This is a genomic window from Delftia sp. DS1230 (assembly GCF_040112715.1).
Lineage (GTDB): Bacteria > Pseudomonadota > Gammaproteobacteria > Burkholderiales > Burkholderiaceae_C > Comamonas > Comamonas tsuruhatensis.
The window spans coordinates 4,860,337-4,883,233 of record NZ_CP157763.1; the positions used below are offsets into that span (position 1 = coordinate 4,860,337).

Consider the following 22,897-nt stretch of genomic DNA (forward strand, 5'->3'; position numbering starts at 1 on the left):
CGCTCTGGCCAACGTTCGAAAAACGGAAAAAGGGCCGCAGTTTAAAAGTCATTCGGCCTGGTCAATTGAAGACATTTGTCAACGACGGGCGTCAGTGCAGGCTGTCAGGGCTATTGCTTTGTGCAAAAATAAAAGCACTGAATAGATACTTTATTGCCTTCATGCCCTCCAACTCCACCGCGTCGGCCCCTCAACAAGGCCGGGACAAGCTGCACCTGCAGCTGGCGCGGCTGTTCCGCAGCAAGGTGTCCACGGGCGCCTGGCCCGTAGGCAGCGCCATTCCCACGGTGCAGGAGCTGCAGGCGCTGCATGGCGTGTCGCGCACCACGGTGCGCATGGCGCTGGGCGCCCTGGTGGCAGAGGGCCTGCTGCTCACGCGCAAGCGCGGCGGCACGCGGGTGATTGCGGCGCCCTACAAGCCGCCGTCCTTTCTGCTGCCCACCAGCTGGAAGGAGCTGGTGGCCTTTGGCGCCCACATCGGCCAGATCACCCTGCACACCGGGCGGGACTGCCTGCCGCCGATTCCCGAAGGCTTCCCCGACGTGGGCCGCATGGCCCCCGCCTACGTGCACCTGCTGCGCGTGTACGACCATGACGCGGCGCGGTTTTGCCTGTCGCAGCTGTACCTGGAGCAGGAACTGTTCCCCGAGATCGAGGCCCAGCTGCAGCGCAGTTCCCTGGCCGTGGCCCTGAGCAGCGACCCCTCGCGCATTGCCGTGGCGCGCCAGCACCTGAGCGTGGCGCCGGCCGACGAACTGGCCGCCGAGCACCTGGGCGTGGCCCTGGGCACGCCGCTGATGCAGGCGCTGCGCTGGGCCTGCAATGCCGACGGGCTGCTGATCTACTGGGCGCGGGTGCGCTTTCTCAGCGAGTACGTGCATATGGAAATGGATCTTCTGAAATGAACCCCACCCCCTCCACCCCGGCCAGCCGCCCGCATGCGGGCCGCGTGGCCTGGATCACCGGCTCGACCAGCGGCATCGGCCTGGCCGTGGCGCGCCATCTGGCCAGCGAGGGCGCAGCCATCGCGCTGCATGGCCAGGCCGCCGCTTCTGCCGAGACCGATGCGCTGGTGCGCGAGATCGCCCAAACGCATGGCGTGCCGGTGCGCCACTACGGACTGGACCTGCGCGACGGCAGCGCCATCGCTCCGCTGGCGCATCGCATTGCGGCCGAGCTCGGGCCCATCGACATCCTGGTCAATAACGCAGGCATGCAGCATGTGAGCCCGCTGCTCGAATTCCCGGCCGGCAAGTGGGACGAGCTGCTGGCCGTCAACCTGTCGGCGCCCTTCCACGCCATCCAGGCCTGCGCGCCGCAGATGCTGGAGCGCGGCTGGGGCCGCATCATCAATATCGCCTCGGTCAGCGGGCTGGTGGGCGTGGCGCGCAAGCCGGCCTATGTGGCCAGCAAGCACGGGCTGATCGGCCTGACCAAGTCGGTGGCGCTGGAGTTCGCCACCACGCCCGTGACCTGCAACGCCATCTGCCCGGGCTGGGTGCTGACGCCGCTGGTGCAACGGCAGATCGATGCGCTGGCCGCGCGCGAGGGGCTGGATGCCGACGCGGCGGCCCGCCAGCTGCTGGGCGCCAAGCAGCCCTCCCAGGCCTTCGTGACCGTGGAGCAGATGGCGGCGCTGGCCGGTTTCCTGGCCAGCGAGCAGGCCGCCCAGGTGCGCGGCGCACACTGGAACATGGACGGCGGCTTTGCCGCCGCCTGACCCCGCCACGCCTCGCCCTGCCCCGCCAAACCCCTTTTCATACCAACGACAGACAAACCCAACCAGGAGAGACAGATGTCCTTGAACGAAACCCATGACGCAGGCCTGCGCAGCTGGGTGGCCTCGGCCAACACCGGCGCCAGCGACTTCCCCATCCAGAACCTGCCCTACGCGGTGTTCCGCCGCGCAGGCAGCCAGGAGGCCTGGCGCGGCGGCGTGGCCATCGGCGACCAGGTGCTGGACCTGGCGCGCGCAAGCGCCCTCAAGGCGCTGGGCGATGCCGTGCAGCCGCAGCTGGAGGCCGCTTCGCAGCAGCGCCTGAACGGCTTCATGGCCATGGGGCCGGCCGCCTGGTCGGCCCTGCGCCTGGCGCTGTCGCGCGCGCTGCGCGAAGGCGCTGCCGCACAGGCGGCAATGCAGGATTGCCTGGTGGCCCAGTCCGACGTGGAATACACGGTGCCGGCCCAGGTCGGCGACTACACGGACTTCTATACCTCGGTACACCACGCCACCAACGTCGGCAAGCTGTTCCGCCCGGACAACCCGCTGATGGAAAACTACAAGTGGGTGCCGATCGGCTACCACGGCCGTGCGTCCAGCCTGCGCGTGTCGGGCGTGGACTTCCGCCGCCCCATGGGCCAGCTGAAGGCGCCCGACGCCGCCGCGCCCGCACTCAAGCCCTGCGCACGCCTGGACTATGAGCTGGAGATGGGCATCTACACCGGCGCCGGCAACGCCTGGGGCGAGGCGATTTCCATGGACGAGGCAGAGAACCACATCTTCGGCCTGTGCCTGCTCAACGACTGGTCGGCGCGCGACATCCAGGCCTGGGAATACCAGCCGCTGGGCCCCTTCCTGTCGAAGAACTTCGCCACCACGGTCTCGCCCTGGATCGTGACGCTGGAGGCGCTGGAGCCCTACCGCACGGCCTTCACGCGGCCCGCCACAGATCCCCAGCCCCTGCCCTACCTCAGCTCGCCCGCCAATTCCGAGCGCGGCGCGTTCGACGTGCAGTTGAGCGTGGCGCTGGAGACCGGCCGCATGCGCGCCGAAGGCCAGGCCGCCCAGCAAATCACCCACACCAGCTACCGCCACGCCTACTGGACCATGGCCCAGCTGGTGGCCCACCACAGCGTCAACGGCTGCGACCTGCAGCCCGGCGACCTGCTGGGCACGGGCACGCTGTCCGGCCCCACCTCCAGCGAGGCCGGTGCGCTGCTGGAGCTGACCGAAGGCGGCAAGAAGCCCGTGGCACTGGCCAATGGCGAGAGCCGCACCTTCCTGCAGGATGGCGATGCCGTGATCCTGCGCGGCTGGTGCGAGAAGCCGGGCGCCGCGCGCATCGGCTTCGGCGAGTGCCGCGCCACGGTGCTGCCCGCGCGCCAGGGCTGACAGCAGCCGCCGATCGATCGGGCGCGATGGATTCGCCCGATCGATAGCCACGAATGTCGTGATTCCGACAGCCACGAGTGCATGACACAATTGCTGACATGCCCGCCCCATCGGAAGAAGCCCTCTCAGCACCTCCCGCCACCATCGACTTCGGAAGGCAGGCGGCCCCTGCACGGCAGGAGCCCGCCTTTGCCGAGCCCGGCACCGCCAAGAGCCCCAGCAAGCTGCCGCCCTCGATCGCCAGCGCCTTCGCCGCCGCAGCCTATGCGCTGCAGCACGGCGATGACGGCCCGGCCGCCGACGAAAGGGCGGCCCCCGGCGCAAGTTCCGGCACGAATTCCGGCACGACCAGCTTCACCGGTGGCCAGGGAGCAGGCCTGATGCCCGGCCTGTACGCCAGCCTGATTGGCGAGCCCTCGCGCGACTACTACCTGCGGCTGTTCGAGCGCTTCGACGCACTGGGCAAGCCCCTGCCCACCTGGAACCTGGCCGCAGGCCTGTTCACCCTGCCCTGGTGCGGGCTGCGCGGGCTGTGGCAAGAGGGCGGCCTCTACGCGCTGGCCGCTGGCGGCACGGGCCTGGTCTGGGGCCTGCTGCTGCGCACCGCGCTGGGCCTGCCCCCGGCCATTGCCCACGGCATCGATGCCACGCTGGTGCTGATGGCGATTGCCATTCCCGGCCTGGGCGCCAATGCCCTGTACTGGCACCATGTGCGCCGCCTCACACTGCAAGCCATTGGCGAGGCTCCCAACATGGCCGCAGCGCACGAACGCCTGGCCCGCCGCGCGGCCACGCCCCTGCGCAAACGCCTGGCCGTGGCGGCCGGTGCGGTGCTTGCCGCCGCTGCCGGTGCAGGCATCTGGACGCTGTCGGGCATGCCACATTTCATGGCAGCACAGACCGAGGTGATTCCGTCCGAGGTGATCCCGTCCGAAGCCATACCGGCCGCTGCACCAGTTTCGCCAGCTGCACCAGCCGTGGCGCCAACGCCCGCCGCAGCCGTACCTGCCGTTGAAGCACCAAGGACGGAACCGGCGTCCACACCCGCCCCCACTCCTGCTCCCACTCCCGCCCCCACGCCCCAGCCGCAAGAGCCGGTTGCCCAGACCGAGGCGCGCCCTGATCCGCAAGCGCCCTTGCCCGCTGCCGGCAGCACCGTCTCCGGCACGGTCGAACCCATGCCCGTAGTGGCCGCGGCCGGCGCTGCGGGTGCCGTCGCTGCCACTGCAGCGGCAGCCATTCCCGTCAAGGCCGCGTTGGTGCCAGCCAAAGCACCTGCACCTGCACCTGCACCTGCACCAGCGTCCGTGCACGCAGCCACGCCAGCGCCCGCCAAGCCCTCCAAGGTGGCGGCTGAAACCAAACCAGCCAAGCCTGCCAAGCCTGCCGAACCCGTCGCAAAGGCCCCGGCACCTGCCAAGCCTGCCTCGGCGGCTCTGGAGCCGGGCAACTACTACATCAACATCGGCGTGTTCTCTGAAGCCGCCAATGCCGGGCGCGTGGTGGAGCGGCTGGAGAAAGCCAAGCTGCCCACGCTCAGCCAGACCCTGCACAGCAACAAGGGCGAGATCGTGCGCGTGCGCTCGGGCCCCTTTGCCAAGCAGCGCAGCGCCGATCAGGCGGCGGCCAGGATACGCGCCATGGGCCTGGAGGCCACGGTCTTCCACCACGCCCCCGCGGAAGGCCGCAGCGCGCGGCGGTGATGCCCTGGCAGCACCTTGGCAATGCCTTCGTGATGCCTTTGCTGCCGCCTGTTACTTCCGCATGCCAATGGCACCGCCCGAGCCCGGCTAAGGTATGCGGCGTTGTCCGAGGCGATGCGCCAGCGCCCGCCCTGATACTGCGCAGCACACACCCCCTGAATTGAGGAGACAGACCATGCCGACGATCACCACCCCAGCCCTGCACCGCCGCCTTGCCGCCCTGGCCCTGCTGGGCGCCACCACCCTGGTTGCGGGTTGCGCCGGCATGGGCAATCCCTTTGGTGGCAGCAGCGGCGGCGGTGGGGCGCAGCCGGCCCCGCGCCCCGTGCAGGTCTGCAATGCGGCATCGGCGCAGTCCTTCGTGGGCAAGAGCAATACCTCGGCCACGCTGGAGGCCGCCCGCAAGCAGTCGGGCGCCTACATGGCCCGCGTGCTGCGCGAAGGCCAGCCAACGACGATGGAGTTCAACCAGGAACGCCTGAACCTGGTGGTCGACGGCACAGGCCGCATCGTGGCCGTGCGCTGCGGCTGATCGCCGACCGATTGCGCTGTGGCGCTGGATGAAGAAAGGACGCCGAGGCGTCCTTTTTCAATCGTCGTCGGCCCGCTCACTCGGCCAGGAACAGCTCCTGCAGGTCGCTGAGGAAGTCAAAGCCCCGCTCCGTAGGCACCACCCGGCCCAGGTCGCGCGTGATCAGGCCCTTGGCCTGAGCGGCGTCCAGCCCCTTGGCGATGGACGACAGCGGCAGGCCCGTGCGCTCCATGAAGTCCTGCAGCGCAAAGCCTTCGCGCAGGCGCAGCGCGTTGAGCATGTACTCGAAGGGCAGGTCGGCACGGCGCACCTCGCCGTCCTGCGCCAGCGGCGCGCCGGCCAAGGCCTGGTCCATATAGCGCGCGGGATCGCGAAAGCGCACCTGGCGCACGATGCGGTGCGCAAAGCTGAGCTTGCTGTGCGCGCCCGCGCCTATGCCCAGGTAGTCGCCGAACTGCCAGTAGTTGCGGTTGTGCCAGCACTGGTGGCCCTCACGCGCATAGGCCGAGATCTCGTAGCGCTGCATGCCCGCGGCAGCGGTGCGCGCGGTGATGCGGTCCAGCATGTCGTAGGCCAGGTCGTCCTCGGGGATGGCAGGCGGAAACTTGGCGAAATACGTATTGGGCTCGATGGTCAGGTGATAGACCGACAGGTGCGGCGGCGCGAAGGACAGGGCCACGTCCAGGTCCCGCGCCAGGTCCAGTTCGGTCTGGCCGGGCAGCGCGTACATCAGGTCGATGTTGAAGGTCTCGAAACTGTCGGCCGCCTCGCGCACGGCCGCACGCGCCTGGGCGCCGTCGTGCACGCGGCCCACGGCCTGCAGCAGGCGGTCGTCAAAGCTCTGCACGCCAATGGACAGCCGCGTGACACCGGCCGCGCGGAAGGCGCGGAAGCGGTCGGTCTCGAAGGTGCCGGGGTTGGCCTCCATGGTGATCTCGCAGTCGGCCTCCATGCGCAGGCGCGCGCGGATGGCGGCCAGCAGCCGGTCGATGGACTCGGGCGCGAACAGGCTGGGCGTGCCGCCGCCGATGAAGATGCTGTGCACGGTGCGGCCCCAGATCAGCGGCAGCGCGCTCTCCAGGTCGGCGACCAGGGCATCGATGTAGCGGTCTTCGGGCAGCTCGGGGCCGTCGCGGCCGTGCTCATGCGAGTTGAAGTCGCAGTACGGGCACTTGCGAATGCACCAGGGCAGGTGCACATACAGCGACAGCGGCGGCAGGCTGCCCAGCTGCAGCGTGCCGGGGCGCATGTAGTGCTGGATGTCGCGCTGCACGGCGGCCTGGGCGCCGGCGGCCGAATCCTGGGGCTGGATGGGAATCATCGCACCCAGCGCTCGCGCACGAGTTCGATCATCTGCAGCGTGGCGCGGCCGCGGTGGCTGTGCGCGTGCTTCACGGCCGGGTCCATCTCGGCGAAGGTCTGGCCCAGCTCGGGGATGTACATCACGGGGTCGAATCCGAAGCCCTGCGTGCCACGGCGCTCGGTGGTGATCTCGCCGAGCACGCGGCCCATGGCGATCAGCGGTTCGGGATCCTTTGCGCTGCGAACGCCCACCAGGGTGCTGACCATGGCGGCGCGGCGGTCGGCCACGCCCTGCATCTGCTCCAGCAGGGCGCGCACGTTGTTGTCGTCGCTTTTCTCGTAGCCGAACTGCGTGCAGTAATAGGCCGTATCCACGCCCGGCAGCCCGCCGAAGTGCGAGACGCACATGCCGGCGTCGTCGGCAATGGCGGGCAGGCCGGTGCGCTCGGCTGCGAAACGGGCCTTGGCCAGCGCGTTCTCCACAAAGGTGCAATGCGGCTCGGGCGCCTCGCCCTCGAACAGGTCGCCCTGGCGGATCAGCTCCACCCCCAGCGGGGCGAACATGGCTTGCAGCTCGGCGAGCTTGCCGCGGTTGTTGGAGGCCAACACAATCTTCATCGTAGAAATCCAGTCGGGCGCCCGTGCGCCCTTTGTCGTCAATAGGTTCGGTAGTCCATGCGCGCCAACGGCACCGCTGCCGCGGGCCGGCAGCGGCATTCAGCGCTTGAACTGGCGCTCGGCCGAGCGGCGTATCGCTTCGTTGATCTCGGCGATGGAGCGCTCGATGGCCGCGTCGTCGAGCTCATCTTCCAGGTCTTCGATTGCCCCGCCCTGGATCGTGGATTCAAACGCGTCGTTCTCGATGTCCTGGGTGGAGATGCCCATGGTGGACTCGAAGGCGTCTGGCGTCTCCCACTCCATGGCAATGGCCGTGACGTTGTCGCTGGCATCGCCCGCATTGCGCAGCGCCGTATCGACCAGCTGGGGAATGGCCTGGGACACGGTGCGGCCGTGCAGGGTGCGCAGCAGGTGCCCTTCGTCCACGCTGCCCCACAGGCCGTCGGAGCACAGCAGCAGCTTGTCGCCCTGCTCCAGCCGGCGCGGCTCGGTCACGTCGTAGATGGGCTTGGACGGAGAGCCCAGGCAGGTGAACAGCACGTTGCGGCTCGATGTCTTGAGCTGGGCCGCGATCTCGCCCATCTCCAGATAGGAGTGATCGCGCGTGCGCACCAGCAGCTCGCCGCCGCGCACCAGGTACAGGCGCGAGTCGCCGCAATGGATCCAGGTGATCTTGCCCTTCTGGATGACGGCGGCGACCAGCGTGGTGCGCGGCGTGTCGATCATTCCCTTGGCGCTGGCATAGCGCAGGATCTGCCGGTGCGCGTGCAGCAGCGCATCGACCAAAAAGCCCTGCGGATCTTCGAGCAGCGGCTTGGCTTGGCGCTGGAAATGCACGGACATCACCTGCAGCGCCAGCTGCGCGGCGACCTCGCCTTCGGGATGGCCGCCCATGCCGTCGGCCAGCACGAAGAGCACGGCTTCCCGCGTGTAGCAGTAACCCATGCGGTCTTCATTGAGCGCACGGCCGCCGCGGCGGCTCAGCTGGAATACCGAAAACCTCATGGCTTGCGCTCCTGGCCCACGGCTGGCAGGCCCGCTGCGCCGCTGATCTTTTGCATGTTCTTCTTGGCGTCGGTCACCAGCGTGTCCAGCTGCAGGCGCATGCGCTCGGAGACGCTGAGCTTGGTGTAGCGGCGCTCGCCTTCGCGGCTCAATTCCTTTTGCAGCGCAAACACCGACTGCGGACGCGATCCCGGGTCCACGGCCATGCACCACTCGACCACCTCGATGAGGTTGTCCGAATACACGCCGCGCAGCTTGGTCAGCGCCAGCGTGAGCCGGTCCTTGTCCTGGCGCTGCGGCGCCTCGTTGGGCGGAAATCCCTGCATGCAGGCATAGATGCAGGCGCCGATGGCGTAGATGTCGGTCCAGGGCCCCAGCGATGCGTCGCGGCGGTACATCTCGGGCGCGGCAAAGCCCGGCGTGTACATGGGGCGGATGAAGTTGCCTTCCTTGGACAGCACCTCGCGCGCCGCGCCGAAGTCGATCATCACGGCACGGTCGTCATTGGTGATGAAGATGTTGGCCGGCTTGATGTCCAGGTGCAGCATCTTGTGCTGGTGCACGATGCGCAGGCCGCGCAGCACCTCATCGAACAGCGAGCGAATGGTCGATTCGCGGAACACCTTCTCGGCCTTGAGCTCGCGCGCGGTGACGACGAAGTCCTGCAGGGTGGCACCCTCCAGGTAGTTCATCACCATGTAGACGGTTTCGTTCTCGCGAAAGAAATTGAGCACGCTGACCACGGAAGCGTGCGAGATCTGCGCCAGTGAACGCCCTTCCTCGAAGAAGCTCTTGAGGCCCAGGCGGTACAGCGAAAGTTTTTCGGGCGCCACGGCGGGCTGCAGCTCTCCGGGGGCACGGGTGGCCAGCGAGGCGGGCAGGTATTCCTTGATCGCCACCTGCTTGCCCTCTGCATCCAAGGCCAGGTAAACGACGCCGAAACCGCCGGAAGCAAGCCTGCGCACCACCCGATAGCCGCCGATCGTGCTGCCTGGCGGCAATGGCGCCGGCTTGATCTTGGAAGACATTTTTCTCCGGTGAGTCTCAGGGATGGGGCGAAACCCGGATAATCGGGCAATTGCAAGCATCCATCAAAAGTCCAATGCCAGTTTACAGCATGACCGGATACGCCAGTGCCCAGCACGGCGCGTCCGAAGAAGATGGTGGAGCGTCGGGCCGCAACAGCCGGCTCGGTCTGGAGATCCGCTCGGTCAACAGCCGCTTCCTGGATCTTTCGTTCCGCCTGCCCGACGAACTGCGCGCGCATGAGCCAGCCTTGCGGGCCCTTTTGACCGCCCGCCTCAAGCGCGGCAAGGTCGAGGTGCGCGCCGCCATCGACAACGACGACGGCAACTCCCTGCCCGACCCCTCCACCGCCATGCTGCAGCGCCTGGCCATGCTCCAGGACACTGTCCAGTCCTGGCTGCCCGACGCCCGCAGCCTGTCCGTCTCCGACGCCCTGCGCCTGGCCAGCGGCAGCGGCAACTCGGCCGTTGACTGGAGCAGCGTGCTGCCCACGCTGGCAGAGCAGGCCCTGACCGAACTGCTGGAGGCCCGCGCCCGCGAAGGCAAGCGCCTGGCCACCATGCTGCTGGACCGCATCGCGCAGCTGCGCAAGCTCGCGGCAGATGCCACGCCCCTGGTGCCCCAGCTCGTGGAGCAGCAGCGCCTGCGCTTCATGGAGCGCTGGAAGGAAGCGATGGCCCTGGCCGAAGGCGCCGTGGCGCCCGAAGCCGCCCAGGACCGCGCCCTGACCGAGGCCACCGCCTTTGCCATCCGCATCGACGTGGCCGAGGAAGTCACCCGCCTGGACTCGCACCTGGACGAGATCCAGAGCCTGCTCAAGAAGGGCGGCGAGATCGGCAAGCGCCTGGACTTCCTGATCCAGGAACTGCACCGCGAAGCCAATACGCTGGGCTCCAAGTCCGCCACGCTGGAGCTGACCCGCATCAGCGTGGACATGAAGGTGCTGATCGAGCAGATGCGCGAGCAGGTGCAGAACATCGAATAAGCCCAACACAGATGCCCATGCGTGAACACACTGCGCAAAATTCCATGGATTACCCCGGAAACCTCTTTGTCGTCTCGGCCCCCAGCGGGGCCGGCAAGTCCAGCCTGGTGCGCGCGCTGCGCGAGTTCGATGCGCGCGTCTCCCCTTCCGTCTCCCACACCACGCGCGCGCCGCGTGGCCAGGAAAAGCACGGCCGCGAGTACTACTTCGTCTCCGACCAGGAGTTCGACGCCATGGTGTCGAACAACGCCTTCGTCGAATGGGCGAACGTGCACAGCCGCCGCTACGGCACGGCCAAGAAGGCGCTGGAAGAGCGCATCCAGGTCGGCACCGACGTGCTGCTGGAGATCGACTACCAGGGCGCACTGCAGGTCAAGCAAGCGTTTCCGAACGCCGTGCTGATCTTCATCCTGCCGCCCAGCTGGGACGAGCTGCGTGCCCGCCTGGAAAACCGGGGCGAGGACGCGCCCGAGGTGATCGAGCTGCGCCTGAAGAACGCGGCCGAGGAGATGGCCCAGGTGGCGAAATTCGACTTCGTTATAATCAACGAATTGTTCGAGAGCGCACTGTTTGATCTCAAGACGATCATCCACGCCCAGCGCCTCAAGTATGCGGCTCAGCGCAGCCGCCGCGCAGAGACCTTCGAGTCTCTCAATATTTCTGAACCCAACTGACGTTTCCCGGAGATCCTGATGGCACGCATCACTGTTGAAGACTGCCTGGAGCAGATCCCTAACCGCTTCCAGCTCGTGTTGGCCGCCACTTACCGCGCACGCATGCTGAGCCAGGGTCACACGCCCAAGATCGAAACCAAGAACAAGCCCGGCGTCACCGCGCTGCGCGAGATCGCCGAAGGCAAGGTCGGCATCGAGATGCTGAAGAAGGTTCCGGGCTGATTTGCTGCAAAGCAACACAATGGCCCCACAAAGAGCACCGCACAGCGGTGCTTTTTTTACATGAAGCCTGCACAAACCAGCATGCACGCTACATTTAAGTCATGAAAGCGGCCTTGACTTCGTTCACAGCCCCCTCTGATCCCGTACCGCCACCCCGGCCCGAGCGCATGTCTGCAGAGCAGGCAACCGCCGTGTCGGCCAATGCCTTTGCCGGACTGATGGAGCACCTGGGATACCTGGATGCCACCAGCATCGAGCAGGTGCGCGAAGCCTATGCCTTCGCCGACCAGGCCCATAGCGACCAGTGGCGCAGCAGCGGCGAACCCTATATCACCCATCCCATCGCGGTCACGGCGCTGTGCGCGAGCTGGAAGCTCGACGCCCCGGCCCTGATGGCCGCCCTGCTGCACGATGCGATGGAAGACTGCGGCGTCACCAAGGCCGATCTCGCCCAGCGCTTCGGCCAGGACGTGGCCGAGCTGGTCGACGGCCTCACGAAGCTGGACAAGCTGCAGTTCAACACGCGCGAAGAGAACCAGGCGGAATCCTTCCGCAAGATGCTGCTGGCCATGGCGCGCGATGTGCGCGTGATCCTGATCAAGCTGGCCGACCGCACCCACAACATGCGCACCATGGGCGACATGCCGCGCAGCAAGTGGGGCCGCATCTCGTCGGAAACGCTGGAGATCTACGCACCCATCGCCCACCGCCTGGGGCTGAACCAGACCTACCGTGAGCTGCAGGACCTGGCCTTCCGCCACCTGCATCCCTGGCGCTACGCCACGCTGGAAAAAGCCATCGCCCGCTCGCGCAAGCGACGCCGCGACCTGGTCCAGCGCGTGCAGGACGAGGTCAATGCCGAGTTCGCCGGCGCAGGGCTGCAGGCCCGCCTTGCCGGCCGTGAAAGCACGCTGTATTCGCTCTATCTGCGCATGGAGAAGAACCAGCTGAGCTTTGCCAAGGTGACGGACATCTACGGCTTTCGCATCATCTTGCCGCGCGTGATCGATTGCTACACGGCGCTGGGCGTGCTGCACCAGATGTACAAGCCCATGCCGGGCCGCTTCAAGGACTACATCGCCATTGCCAAGAACAATGGCTACCAGTCGCTGCACACCACGCTGGTGGGCCCCTCGGGCGTGAACATCGAGTTCCAGATCCGCACCGAGGAAATGCACATCGTCGCCGAGGCCGGCGTGGCCGCCCATTGGCTCTACAAGGCCCAGCCCGGCCACGATTCCGAGCAGCTGGGCACGCAGTGGCTCCAATCGCTGCTGGACATCCAGAACGAGACGCGCGATGCCGCCGAGTTCTGGGACCACGTCAAGGTGGACCTGTTCCCCGACGCCGTCTACGTGTTCACGCCCAAGAGCGAGATCATGGCCATGCCGCGCGGCGCCACCGTGGTGGACTTCGCCTATGCGATCCACAGCAAGGTCGGCAACCACATGACCGCCGCGCGCATCAACAACGAGGAAGTGCCGCTGCGCACCGAACTCAAGAGCGGCGACGTGGTGCAGATCGTCACCTCCGAAGACGCCACGCCCAACCCGGCCTGGCTGGGCTTCGTCAAGACCGGCCGCGCGCGCTCCAAGATCCGCCATTACCTGAAGTCGGCCGCGCAAAGCGAATCGGCACGCCTGGGCGAGAACCTGCTGGCCCAGGCCATGCGCGCCGAAGGCATGGACGCCGTGCCGCCGGCCGATGAAGCCAACCAGGCGCTGTGGGACGAAGTGCTGCGCATGGCAGGCAGCCGCAGCCGCGCCGACCTGATGGTGGACATCGGCATGGGCCGGCGCATTGCATCGCTGGTGGCCTCGCGCCTGACGGCGCTGATGGCGCGCCACGGCCACCGGCCCGACGCCCTGCTGCTCACGCGCGAACGCTTCAATGCCAGCAACCGGCCCTTCCAGGGCGCCGTGCTGCTGGACGGCTCCAACCAGGGCTCCATCCACTACGCGCAGTGCTGCCGGCCCGTGCCGGGCGACGCCATCGTGGGCTATCTGGGCAGCGGCGAAGGCCTGATCGTGCACCACGCGCAATGCAAGATCGCACAGCGCCTGCAGGAAAAGGACAGCGACCGCTTCATTGTCGTGGAATGGGCAGATGACATCGATGCCGCGCGCCTTTTCGAGGCCCGCATCGTCGTCACCGTCAACAACGGCAAGGGCGTGCTCGCCCGCGTGGCAGCCGAGCTGGCCGGCGCCGAGGTGGACATCCTGCGCGTGGACATGGCCGACGAGGCCGCCATGAGCACCACGGACCTGTGCTTCGTGATCTCGGTGCACGACAACCAGCAGGTGGAGTCCGCGCTGCGCAACCTGCGCCGCGTGCACTCGGTGGTGCGCGCATCGCGCGTCATCCCCTGACCCCGGCCCTGCGGGCCGGTCTCTTCTCTACAGGCCCTGCACCAGTTGCTGAAGCAGCTGGCCGCAGTCGTGCTCGAACTTGCAGGCCAGCAGATCTTCGGCCCGCATGCGGCCCTGGTTGACCGCCACCACCGGCTTGCCCTGGGCCACGGCCTCGTGCACGAAGCGCAGGCCCGAATACACCATCAGCGACGAGCCCACGACCAGCAGGCCCTGCGCATGCCCGAGCGCGACCCGCACCGCCGCCACGCGCTCGCGCGGCACGCCCTCGCCGTAGAACACCACATCGGGCTTGAGCACGCCACCGCAGTGCGGACAGGCCGGCACGTCGAAGCGGCTGAAGTCGCGCCCCTCCAGGTCGGCATCGCCATCGGGCGCGGCCTGGGCGCTCAGGCCGGCCCAGCCGGGGTTGCGCTGCAGCAGCATGGCCTGCAGCGCGGCGCGCTCCATGCCGGCGCCACAACCCATGCAGCGCACGGCGGCAATGCGGCCGTGCAGGTCGATGACACCCTCGCTGCCCGCCGCCGTATGCAGGCCGTCCACGTTCTGGGTGACCAGGCCGGCCATCCATCCGCGCTGCTGCAGCAGCGCCAGCGCCTCATGGGCCGGGCCGGGCCGGGCCTGCGCCATCACGGGCCAGCCCAGCAGGCTGCGCGCCCAATAGCGCTGGCGCGTGGCATGGCTGCCCATGAAGGCCTGCAGCGTCACGGGCTGGGGTCGCTTCCACTGCCCCGCCGCATCGCGGTAGTCCGGAATGCCCGAGCCTGTGCTGCAACCTGCGCCCGTCAGCACCAGCCAGCGCTGGCCAGGGCGCAGCAGGGCACGCAGCGCCTGCGCGGCATCCTGCACAGGCGGGGACAGGGAGGGCGATGGTGCAGCAGTCATGGGAGCACAGCATAGCGATCCATGGATGGCTTGGTGCGGAAACACCGTGTTGCATTCAGCGCCAGGGCGCAGCGGAGACAATGGCTGCATGCCCCACGCACATGCCACCGCCCCCGTCCCCAGCAACGCCAACGGCCCCCACATGCTGACCCGCGCCGGACTGGCCACCGCCCTGACTGCCGCTCTGCTGGCCGGCTGCGCCTCCCGACCTGCGCCCACGCCGGTGCCAGCGCCAGCTTCCGCTGCGGCGACTTCCATGGATGCGGCCGCCCCTGCCGCCCCTACCGCCCCTGCCGCGGCGGCACAGGCCGGCCCGGCCGCAGCGCCTGCTGCCGAGGCAAGCGGCGCGCAAGAGGCGTCCCAGCAGGCCGAGGCCGCCAGCTTCGAGGCCTGGAAGCGGGACTTTGCGCGCAAGGCGCTGGAGGCCGGCATCTCCGCCAAGACCGTGAGCAGCGCGCTGGAGCCGGCCCGGCTGCAGCGGCGCGCGGTGCAGCTGGACCGCTCGCAGCCCGAGTTCACGCGCACGCCCTGGCAGTACCTGGACAGCGCCGTCTCGGCCCAGCGCATTGCCCAGGGCCGCACCAAGCTGCGCGAAGCGGCTGCACCGCTGCAGGCGGCCAGCCAGCGCCATGGCGTGCCGGCCGAGGTGATCGCCGCCATCTGGGGCATGGAAAGCAATTACGGCAGCAACTTCGGCAACTTCCCCACCGTCGATGCGCTGGCCACCCTGGCCTTCGACGGCCGGCGCGCGGCCTGGGCTCAGAAGGAGTTGCTGGCCGCCCTGCGCATCATCGACAACGGCGACATCGACGCGGCCCACATGATCGGCTCCTGGGCCGGCGCCATGGGCCATACGCAGTTCCTGCCCTCGGTCTTCCTGGCCTATGCGGTGGATGCCGATGGCGATGGCCGCCGCGACATCTGGGGCAGCCTGCCCGATGTGACGGCCTCCACGGCGAACTACCTGGCCCATTCGGGCTGGAAGACGGGCGAACCCTGGGGCGTGGAAGTGCGCCGGCCGGCAGGCTTTGACCATGCACGCGCCGAGACCAGCGTGCGCCAGGACAGCGCGCAATGGGCGGCCGAGGGCGTGCAGGCCGTGGACGGCTCCGCCCTGCCCTCCATGGCCGATGCCAGCGTGATCGCGCCGGCCGGCGCACGCGGGCCGGCCTTCATGGTGGGTGCCAACTTCCGCACCATCCTGCGCTACAACAACTCCGTGAATTACGCATTGGGCGTGGGCCTGCTGTCGCAGCAACTGGCCGGCGGCCCGGGCGTGCAGGCGGCCTGGCCGCGCGATCTGGCACCGCTGTCGCGCGAGCAGTTGCGCGCCTTGCAGGCCGCGCTCAACGAACGGGGATTTTCGGCCGGCACAGCCGATGGCGTGATGGGCCCGGCCACGCGCGCGGGCCTGCGCCAGTTCCAGCAAAGCCAGGGCCTGGTGGCCGATGGCTATCCCACGCTGGAGCTGCTGCAGAAACTGCAGCCCTGAACGCTCACCCGGCGGCGCTGCCCGGCTCCGGGTAGGTGACTTCCAGCACTTCCAGCGTGCGCACACCTGCGGGTGTGGGCAGGGCCACCTCGTCGCCCACACGGGCCTTGAGCAGGGCGCGCGAGACGGGTGCGATCCAGCTGACCTGCTGGCGTGCGCTGTCGGCCTCGTCGATGCCCATGATGGTGATGGTGCGCTGCTCGCCCTCGTCATCGACATAGGTGACGGTGGCGCCGAAGTAGATCTGCTCGCTGCCGGCATGCACGGAGGGATCGACCACCTCGGCGATCTCCAGCCGCTTGGTCAGGAAGCGGATGCGCCTATCGATCTCGCGCAGGCGCTTCTTGCCGTACAGATAGTCGCCGTTCTCGGAGCGGTCGCCATTGCTGGCCGCCCAGTGCACGATCTCCACGATGCGCGGACGCTCGTTGTCGATCAGGTCCAGCAGCTCCGTCTTCAGCCGCTCGAAGCCCTGGGGCGTGATGTAGTTCTTGCCGCCCGGCGGCAAGGGCGGCAGGCCGACTTCATCATCGTCGTCGCCGTCGGATTCCTTGGTGAAAGCCTTGCTCATAGGGAGCCGATCTTCACACAGATCACCGCAGGAGGCGAAGACGCCGCACAAACCACGACACCAACTGAGCACAAACGAAAAAGCCTCAGAACTTTGCAGTTCTGAGGCTTGTCGTTTTGGTGCGGCTGGCAGGAATCGAACCCACGACCCCTTGGTTCGTAGCCAAGTACTCTATCCAGCTGAGCTACAGCCGCCAAGCTTCGAATTATAGCGTGCTTTTTGAACGCTTACGGAAAACCATGAAAATATCGAAAAATAACCGTTGACCAGCGCCTGAACCATTGCCACGGCCTCCGTGCGGGCGCCTGAAACGAAAAAGCCTCAGAACTTTGCAGTTCTGAGGCTTGTCGTTTTGGTGCGGCTGGCAGGAATCGAACCCACGACCCCTTGGTTCGTAGCCAAGTACTCTATCCAGCTGAGCTACAGCCGCCAAGACAACGATTGTATATCAATTTCCGGCCTCTCCGCAAAAATTGCAACCATCGCAAACTCCGGGCCCCGTGGCGCACCGCGCTGGCCTATATTGGCCGGTCGCGGATGCAGGCCCTGCCCTGCACCTGCGCGGGAGACAAACACAGCGAGCGGCCCGCCGCAGCGGCGGGAACGACAAGACATGACAGACAAGCGCGCGGCCACGCAGCCGCAACCGCCCGAGGGCGCCATGTGGGGGCAGCTGTTTCGCCGCAGCGCCCGCCCCTCCCTGAGCCTGCAGGGCCAGATCCGCGAGATGCTGGTCGATGCCATCCTCTCGGGCATCCTCGCACCCGGCGAATCCATTCCCTCCAGCCGCGAGCTGGCGCGCCACCTGGGCGTGGCACGCATCACCGTGGTGCTGGCCTACCAGCAGCTGGCCGAGGAAGCCTTTTTGCTGAGCCGCCAGCGCAAGGGCCACTTCATCCATCCCGACGTACTCAAGGGGCGCACGCCGGGCGGCGCTGCGGCCAGCAGCACCCCTGGCGAAGGCCGCCGCACCGACTGGTCGCGGCGCCTGTGGCTGCTGCCCAGCCAGCAGCGCAGCATCGTCAAGGAAGAGGACTGGCAGCGCTACCCCTATCCCTTCCTGTACGGCCAGTTCGACAAGGAGCTGTTTCCCACGGCCGCCTGGCGCGAATGCTGCCTCAAGGCCCTGGGCGTGCTGGACATACGCCAGTGGGCGCCCGACCAGATCGCGCGCGACGACGAGATGCTGATCCAGCAGGTGCAGACCAAGATCCTGCCGCGCCGCGGCGTATGGGCCTCGGCCGACGAGCTGATCATTACCGTGGGTGCGCAGCACGCCCTCTACATGGTGGCCGACCTGCTGATGCGCGAGGGCACGGCCGTGGGCATCGAGGAGCCCGGCTACCCCGACGCGCGCAACATCTTCAGCAGCCGTACCTCCCAGGTCATCCCGCTGCCGGTGGACGGCCAGGGCCTGCCGGTCACGCCGCTGCTGCGCCAGCTGGACTACCTCTACGTGACGCCCAGCCACCAGTGTCCCACGGGCGTGACCATGCCGCTGGCCCGGCGCGAGGCGCTGCTGGAGATGGCCGAGGCGCACGACATCATCCTCATCGAGGATGACTACGAGAGCGAGAGCAGCTTCGACGGCCAGCCCATTCCGGCGCTCAAGAGTCTGGACCGCAGCAACCGCGTGATCTACGTGGGCAGCCTGTCAAAGAGCCTGGCGCCGGGCCTGCGCGTGGGCTACATCGTGGCTGCGCCCGAGCTGATCCGCGAGCTGCGCGCGCTGCGCCGGCTCATGATCCGCCACCCCGCCACCTTCGTGCAGCGCACGCTGGCCATGTTCATCTCCCTGGGCCACTACGAGGCCCAGCAGCGGCGCCTGGCACAGGCGCAGAAGGAGCGGCACGCGGCGCTGACGGCCGCCATGGCCGAGCATGCGCCCGGCTGCCGCATCACGCCCGTGCGCGGCGGCGGCTCGTGCTGGGTGCAGTTGCCCGACCACATTCCGGTCGATGCCCTGGCGCAGCGCGCCGCAGCGCACGGCGTGCTCATCGAGCCCGGCGATGTGTTCTTCGCCCGCCCGGGCACGCCCGGCAGCTTCATGCGCATGGGCTACCAGTCCATACCCGCCAACGACATCGGCCAGGGCGTGAGGGCCCTGGCCGATGCGATCCGTGAGGAGCAGCCCGAGAAGTAACGCAAGGAGTGGCCGGGACCGGCCCTGCCGGTCCCGTCGCCCCCGGTCAGTACTTCTGCGGCTCGGGCCGCGCGGCCTCGGACAGCGAGGACACCACCGGCGCCACGCCACGCTGCAGGAACTGCCGCACGCCATAGGCCAGCAGCAGGATGCACAGGCTGGCCACGCCCAGCGCCAGCGGTGTGCGCTGCTCGGGGATGAAGGCCATGGCGATGACGATGGACAGCATGCCGAAGATGGCGAACCAGGTCAGGTACGGATAGCACCACATGCGCACCTTGAGCAGGTGCGGCGCCTCACGCTCCAGGCGGGAGCGCAGGCGCAGCTGCGAGATGGCGATCAGGATGTAGACGAAGATCGCCACCGTGCCGTAGGAATTGACCAGGAAGGCGAACACCTTGTCGGGCGACACATAGGACATCACCACGGCGCCGTAGCCGAACACCGTGGCCACCAGGATGGCGCGCGTGGGCACGCCGTTGCGGCTGACCTTGGCCAGCGCCTGGGGCGCGTCGCCGCGCCGCGTCAGCGCGAACAGCATGCGCGAGGATGCATACAGCCCCGAGTTGAGCGCCGACAGCACGGCCGTCAGCACGATGGCGTTCATGATCTGCGCGGCAGCCGGCACGCCCATGGTGTTCAGTGCGCTCACATACGGCGTGGCGATGCCAACCGCATTCCAGGGCACCAGGCAGGCCACCAGGAAGATGGAGCCCACATAGAACACCAGCACGCGCGTGATCACCGAGCTGGTGGCCTTGGCCACGGCCTTCTGCGGCTCGGCAGTTTCAGCCGCCGCGATGGTCACGATCTCGGCGCCGAAGTAAAAGCCCGTGGCCGCCACGGCCCCGGTCAGCACCGGCACGATGCCGTTGGGCATGAAGCCGCCATTGCCGGTGAGGTTGCCGAAGTGCATGCCCTGCGACGCAGGCGTCAGGCCCAGCACGTAGACGCCAGCCACGAACAGGAAGACCACGATGGCCGCCACCTTGATGGAGGCGAACCAGAACTCGAACTCGCCAAAGGACTTCACCGAGACCAGGTTGGTCAGCGTCAGCATCACCAGCAGCACCAGGCTGATGCTCCAGTTGGGGACATCGGGCAGCCAGTAGCGCACCAGGTCGGCACCGGCCACGGCCTCCAGCGCCACGACGATGACCCAGAAGTACCAGTACATCCAGCCCGTCAGAAAGCCTGCCAGCCGACCCACGCCGGGGCGGTCGCGCCAGGCCTCTCGCGCATATTCGTAGAAGGACCCTCCGCCGGGCATGGAGCAGGCCAGCTCGCCCAGCATGCGCATGACAAGCACCACGAGCAGGCCCGTGATGAGGAAGGAAAGAATCGCGGCCGGCCCGGCCGACTTGATGACGACGCCGCTGCCCACGAACAGCCCGGCGCCGATGACGCCGCCCAGGGCGATCATGGTCATGTGCCGCTGTTTGAGCCCGTGTGAAAGCCCCGGCGAAGAGGCTTGCTGATGTCCGATCATGTCTTGTCTCCTGTTGCGTTCAGGCGCCACGGCTGATGCTCTGTTGTGGTGGCTGCGCAGGTGCGCGCCTTGCCGTGGCGTATCCGGTGTTCCCGGTGGCACGGGGCCGCAAGGCCCCGCGCCGTCAGGCGGCCGCCACCGGCGGGCGGTCCTTGCGGAAGGCGTTCTTCACGGCGATCTTTCCGTCCTTGAAGGTGAAGACATCCACCATGCGCGCTTCCACGCGCAGGCCGTCGGCCTTGGTGCCCTTGAAGGTGCTCTCGGACACGCCACGGTCGCCCTGCACGAAATGGTCTCCATCGAGCCAGGCCGCATCGGGGAAGGCCTGCCAGGCCATCTGAAAGCCCTCGCGCACCGCCTGGCGGCCGACAAAGCTGCGGCCCATGAGATCGGGCCCGGCCACGGCGTGGAACTCACATTCATCGGCCATGAAGCCCATCAGGGCCTCGATGTCGTGGCGGTTCCAGGCCTCGGCGAAGCGGGCCAGGAACTGGGCATCCGGAGGGTTGGTGTCTGCGCTCATGCTGTCTCCTTGTCTGTGGTGGGTACCACGGCGCCGGATCCCGGGCAGGGCCGCCGCGCCGCGTCATCGAAATGTCGATGGGCCATGGTAGGTAGCAGGCACACGGACCCGTTAGAACCAGATGCCATCAATCGTTAGGTCCAGGCGCGCGCACCGGCCGCCACTGGCTCTATCGAAAGCTGGGCTGTGGCGCTAACTGGCTCCATGGCCTGCTGGCTATGCTGATTCCATCGTCGGCGCACCGCCTTCCAGGGCTCGCCGGCATTGGCCCCAATTCCACCGAATCCATAGCAAAAAGCGGCAGATCCCAAGCCGCCGCACCAGGAGACATCCGCCATGAAAGCCGAGGACATCCGCCCCAGCCACCTGCGTCCCTACGACCCTCAGTACGACCCGCTGGTGGCCGCCAACCCGGGCCACGGCACGGGCTATGCGCCCACCTACTGGGTCGGCACGGCGGGACGCCCGCCAGACGATGACGGCCCGGTCACCGGCGACATGGACGTGGACGTGGCCATCGTCGGCTCGGGCTTCACGGGCCTGGCCACGGCCCTGTTCCTGGCGCGCGAGCACGGCATACGCGCCGTGGTGCTGGATGCCAACCAGACCGCCTGGGGCTGCACCAGCCGCAATGGCGGCCAGGGGCAGAACGCCAGCGGGCGCCTGTACCGCTCACAGTGGATCGCACGCTGGGGCAAGGACGTGGCGCTCAAGCTCGACGCCGAGATCCGCGAGGGCTTCCAGACCTTCAAGGACCTGGTGGCCGAATTCCCCGAGTGCGAGCCCCAGCCTGGCGGCCACCTCTACATCGCCCACCGCGAAAAGAAACTCGACTTCCTGCGCAACGAGACCCAGATCATGCGCGAGGTCTTCGGCTACGACGCCCGCATGCTCAGCCCCGAGGAGCTGCGCCGCAACTATGTGAACGACGCCGACAGCCACGGCGCCATGCACGAGCCCGACGGCATCGGCGTGCACCCGCTCAAGCTGGCCTTCGGCTACCTGCGCAAGGCACGGGAGCTGGGCGTCAAGGTGCACCCGGCCAGCCCGGTGCTGGGCGTCGAGACGCGCAACGGCGTGCACCACCTGCGCACGCCCGGCGGCACCGTGCGGGCGCGCGCCGTGGGATTTGCCACGGGCGGCTACACCAGCAACGCCCTGCATGGCAGCCTGCGCTCCAAGATCATGCCCATCCTCTCGAACTCGCTGGTCACGCGGCCGCTGACCGAGCAGGAGCTGGAGGCCACGGGCTTCAAGACCACCCAGGTCATCACCGACACCCGCACGCTGCGCTTTTACTACCGCCGCCTGCCCGACAACCGCGTGCAGATCGGCAGCCGCAGCGCCGTCACGGGTGCCGATGCGCCCAACCCCATCCACATGGCCAAGCTGGTGGACGGCCTGCACCGCAAATTCCCGGCGCTCAAGGGCATCACCATCGACTACTCCTGGTGGGGCTGGGTCGATGTGAGCCACGACATGATGCCGCGCGTCTTCCAGCCCGATCCGGCCCAGAGCATCTTCTACGCCGTGGGCTATGGCGGCAACGGCGTCTCCTTCTCGGCCCACGCGGGCCGGCGCATGGCCGAGCGCATCGCAGGCCGCCAGAGCAAGACCTTCGAGCTGCCCATCTACAACTCGGAGCTGGAGTATCCGAACGTCTTCAACATGGTGCGCTCGCCCGCGTTTGCGCCGTTTCGCCGGTTGGGGCAGCGGTTCCTGTACCACTGGTACTACATGCGCGACGAAAAGCTCTGAACCCCAACCGATTGCTGCTTGGGCCGGCCTCCTGCAGGGGGCCGGCCCTTTTTTTCAGCAGCGCCGGGGGCAGCCACCTGCTACCGGTTCCGCATCCAGTCGGCCGTGTTCATGAAGCTGGCCTTGAGGCGCACGCGCAAATCCTCGGGCACGCCGGTCTCGCCCATGGCCTGGTCCATGCAGGCCACCCATTGGTCGCGTTCCAGGATGCCGATGGAAAACGGCATGTGGCGCATGCGCAGGCGCGGATGGCCGAAGCGCTCCTGGTAATGGTCCGGGCCGCCCAGCCAGCCGCACAGGAACCAGAACAGCTTCTGGCGCGCATCGGCCAGGGTGCTGCCGTGGGCGGCACGCAGTTCGGCATAGCCGGGCTCCAGGTCCATCAGATCGTAGAAACGGTCCACCAGGGCCTGCACCCTGGGCTCGCCACCGATCCATTCATAGGGGGTCTGGGGGGCGTTGTTCTGGGATTCCTCTGACATGGCGAA

Annotated in this window: 21 protein-coding genes and 2 tRNA genes; 12 read left to right on the forward strand and 11 right to left on the reverse strand. The window is 67.7% G+C overall.

The window, feature by feature from the left end:
• Nucleotides 1-161: 161 nt before the first annotated feature.
• From AAN986_RS21885 to AAN986_RS21905, 5 genes are all read left to right on the forward strand, one after another.
• Nucleotides 162-905: a GntR family transcriptional regulator gene (locus tag AAN986_RS21885; RefSeq protein WP_016450321.1), complete on the forward strand. Its 744-nt coding sequence runs from the start codon at nucleotides 162-164 to the stop codon at nucleotides 903-905.
• Entirely contained in the window at nucleotides 902-1,720 is an 819-nt protein-coding gene (locus AAN986_RS21890) for a 3-hydroxybutyrate dehydrogenase (protein ID WP_047218984.1), read from the forward strand. The genes AAN986_RS21885 and AAN986_RS21890 overlap by 4 nt, the downstream gene beginning before the upstream one ends.
• Before the next feature lie 75 nt (nucleotides 1,721-1,795).
• Nucleotides 1,796-3,112 (forward strand): fumarylacetoacetase, encoded by a 1,317-nt coding sequence (fahA, locus tag AAN986_RS21895; RefSeq protein ID WP_047218985.1) that lies wholly within the window; start codon nucleotides 1,796-1,798, stop codon nucleotides 3,110-3,112.
• Nucleotides 3,113-3,210: 98 nt separating this feature from the next.
• Nucleotides 3,211-4,815 carry an SPOR domain-containing protein gene (locus AAN986_RS21900; protein ID WP_349335484.1) on the forward strand — a complete coding sequence of 535 codons (1,605 nt, stop codon included), beginning with the start codon at nucleotides 3,211-3,213 and terminating at the stop codon, nucleotides 4,813-4,815.
• A 175-nt stretch (nucleotides 4,816-4,990) separates the two neighbouring features.
• Nucleotides 4,991-5,347, forward strand: coding sequence for an I78 family peptidase inhibitor (locus AAN986_RS21905; protein ID WP_047218987.1), 357 nt, complete (start codon nucleotides 4,991-4,993; stop codon nucleotides 5,345-5,347).
• Nucleotides 5,348-5,423: 76 nt separating this feature from the next.
• On the opposite strand, the gene hemW is transcribed toward AAN986_RS21905, so the two are convergent.
• The 4 genes from hemW to AAN986_RS21925 all read right to left on the reverse strand — a co-directional run bounded on the left by hemW (nucleotide 5,424) and on the right by AAN986_RS21925 (nucleotide 9,300).
• The gene (gene hemW / locus AAN986_RS21910) at nucleotides 5,424-6,668 is read right to left on the reverse strand and encodes a radical SAM family heme chaperone HemW (protein ID WP_047218988.1); all 1,245 of its coding nucleotides are present in this window, start codon (nucleotides 6,666-6,668) and stop codon (nucleotides 5,424-5,426) included.
• Nucleotides 6,665-7,267, reverse strand: a complete 603-nt coding sequence (rdgB, locus tag AAN986_RS21915) for an RdgB/HAM1 family non-canonical purine NTP pyrophosphatase (RefSeq protein WP_016450315.1) — start codon at nucleotides 7,265-7,267, stop codon at nucleotides 6,665-6,667. Before rdgB ends, hemW begins: the two co-directional genes overlap by 4 nt.
• A gap of 99 nt (nucleotides 7,268-7,366) precedes the next feature.
• On the reverse strand, nucleotides 7,367-8,272 hold the full coding sequence (locus AAN986_RS21920; protein ID WP_016450314.1) for a protein phosphatase 2C domain-containing protein: 906 nt from the start codon (nucleotides 8,270-8,272) through the stop codon (nucleotides 7,367-7,369).
• A complete protein-coding gene (locus tag AAN986_RS21925) occupies nucleotides 8,269-9,300 on the reverse strand; it encodes a serine/threonine-protein kinase (protein ID WP_016450313.1) in 1,032 nt (343 codons plus the stop codon). The genes AAN986_RS21920 and AAN986_RS21925 overlap by 4 nt, the downstream gene beginning before the upstream one ends.
• 89 nt (nucleotides 9,301-9,389) lie before the next feature.
• Here AAN986_RS21925 and AAN986_RS21930 point away from each other — a divergent pair, with 89 nt between their 5' ends.
• The 4 genes from AAN986_RS21930 (at nucleotide 9,390) to AAN986_RS21945 (ending at nucleotide 13,548) form a co-directional block, all read left to right on the forward strand.
• Nucleotides 9,390-10,283, forward strand: coding sequence for a YicC/YloC family endoribonuclease (locus tag AAN986_RS21930; protein WP_017407182.1), 894 nt, complete (start codon nucleotides 9,390-9,392; stop codon nucleotides 10,281-10,283).
• A gap of 44 nt (nucleotides 10,284-10,327) precedes the next feature.
• Entirely contained in the window at nucleotides 10,328-10,957 is a 630-nt protein-coding gene (gmk, locus tag AAN986_RS21935; RefSeq protein WP_016450311.1) for a guanylate kinase, read from the forward strand.
• A gap of 18 nt (nucleotides 10,958-10,975) precedes the next feature.
• Nucleotides 10,976-11,179, forward strand: coding sequence for a DNA-directed RNA polymerase subunit omega (gene rpoZ / locus AAN986_RS21940; RefSeq protein WP_016450310.1), 204 nt, complete (start codon nucleotides 10,976-10,978; stop codon nucleotides 11,177-11,179).
• 101 nt (nucleotides 11,180-11,280) lie between these two features.
• Nucleotides 11,281-13,548 carry a bifunctional (p)ppGpp synthetase/guanosine-3',5'-bis(diphosphate) 3'-pyrophosphohydrolase gene (locus AAN986_RS21945; RefSeq protein ID WP_016450309.1) on the forward strand — a complete coding sequence of 756 codons (2,268 nt, stop codon included), beginning with the start codon at nucleotides 11,281-11,283 and terminating at the stop codon, nucleotides 13,546-13,548.
• A gap of 27 nt (nucleotides 13,549-13,575) precedes the next feature.
• Here the strand turns inward: AAN986_RS21945 and AAN986_RS21950 are convergent, their stop codons facing one another.
• A complete protein-coding gene (locus AAN986_RS21950; protein WP_047218989.1) occupies nucleotides 13,576-14,433 on the reverse strand; it encodes an NAD-dependent protein deacetylase in 858 nt (285 codons plus the stop codon).
• Between the two features lie 88 nt (nucleotides 14,434-14,521).
• On the opposite strand from AAN986_RS21950, the gene AAN986_RS21955 reads away from it, so the two are divergent.
• Complete coding sequence (locus AAN986_RS21955) at nucleotides 14,522-15,925, forward strand: lytic murein transglycosylase (protein ID WP_047218990.1); 1,404 nt, start codon at nucleotides 14,522-14,524, stop codon at nucleotides 15,923-15,925.
• Between the two features lie 4 nt (nucleotides 15,926-15,929).
• Here the strand turns inward: AAN986_RS21955 and greB are convergent, their stop codons facing one another.
• The 3 genes from greB to AAN986_RS21970 all read right to left on the reverse strand — a co-directional run bounded on the left by greB (nucleotide 15,930) and on the right by AAN986_RS21970 (nucleotide 16,926).
• Nucleotides 15,930-16,496, reverse strand: coding sequence for a transcription elongation factor GreB (greB, locus tag AAN986_RS21960; protein WP_047218991.1), 567 nt, complete (start codon nucleotides 16,494-16,496; stop codon nucleotides 15,930-15,932).
• 117 nt (nucleotides 16,497-16,613) lie between these two features.
• Nucleotides 16,614-16,690, reverse strand: a tRNA-Arg gene (locus tag AAN986_RS21965).
• 159 nt (nucleotides 16,691-16,849) lie between these two features.
• Nucleotides 16,850-16,926 (reverse strand) — tRNA-Arg (locus AAN986_RS21970).
• Between the two features lie 183 nt (nucleotides 16,927-17,109).
• Between AAN986_RS21970 and AAN986_RS21975 the strand changes: the two genes are divergently transcribed.
• Nucleotides 17,110-18,639: a PLP-dependent aminotransferase family protein gene (locus AAN986_RS21975; protein ID WP_047218992.1), complete on the forward strand. Its 1,530-nt coding sequence runs from the start codon at nucleotides 17,110-17,112 to the stop codon at nucleotides 18,637-18,639.
• A gap of 46 nt (nucleotides 18,640-18,685) precedes the next feature.
• On the opposite strand, the gene AAN986_RS21980 is transcribed toward AAN986_RS21975, so the two are convergent.
• Nucleotides 18,686-20,128 carry an amino acid permease gene (locus tag AAN986_RS21980; protein ID WP_047218993.1) on the reverse strand — a complete coding sequence of 481 codons (1,443 nt, stop codon included), beginning with the start codon at nucleotides 20,126-20,128 and terminating at the stop codon, nucleotides 18,686-18,688.
• Nucleotides 20,129-20,252: 124 nt separating this feature from the next.
• Nucleotides 20,253-20,651 carry a nuclear transport factor 2 family protein gene (locus AAN986_RS21985; RefSeq protein WP_013803799.1) on the reverse strand — a complete coding sequence of 133 codons (399 nt, stop codon included), beginning with the start codon at nucleotides 20,649-20,651 and terminating at the stop codon, nucleotides 20,253-20,255.
• A 336-nt stretch (nucleotides 20,652-20,987) separates the two neighbouring features.
• Between AAN986_RS21985 and AAN986_RS21990 the strand changes: the two genes are divergently transcribed.
• Complete coding sequence (locus AAN986_RS21990; protein WP_047218994.1) at nucleotides 20,988-22,409, forward strand: FAD-binding oxidoreductase; 1,422 nt, start codon at nucleotides 20,988-20,990, stop codon at nucleotides 22,407-22,409.
• An 80-nt stretch (nucleotides 22,410-22,489) separates the two neighbouring features.
• Here AAN986_RS21990 and AAN986_RS21995 read toward each other — a convergent pair whose 3' ends face one another.
• On the reverse strand, nucleotides 22,490-22,891 hold the full coding sequence (locus tag AAN986_RS21995; protein WP_034367729.1) for a group II truncated hemoglobin: 402 nt from the start codon (nucleotides 22,889-22,891) through the stop codon (nucleotides 22,490-22,492).
• Nucleotides 22,892-22,897 lie beyond the last annotated feature (6 nt).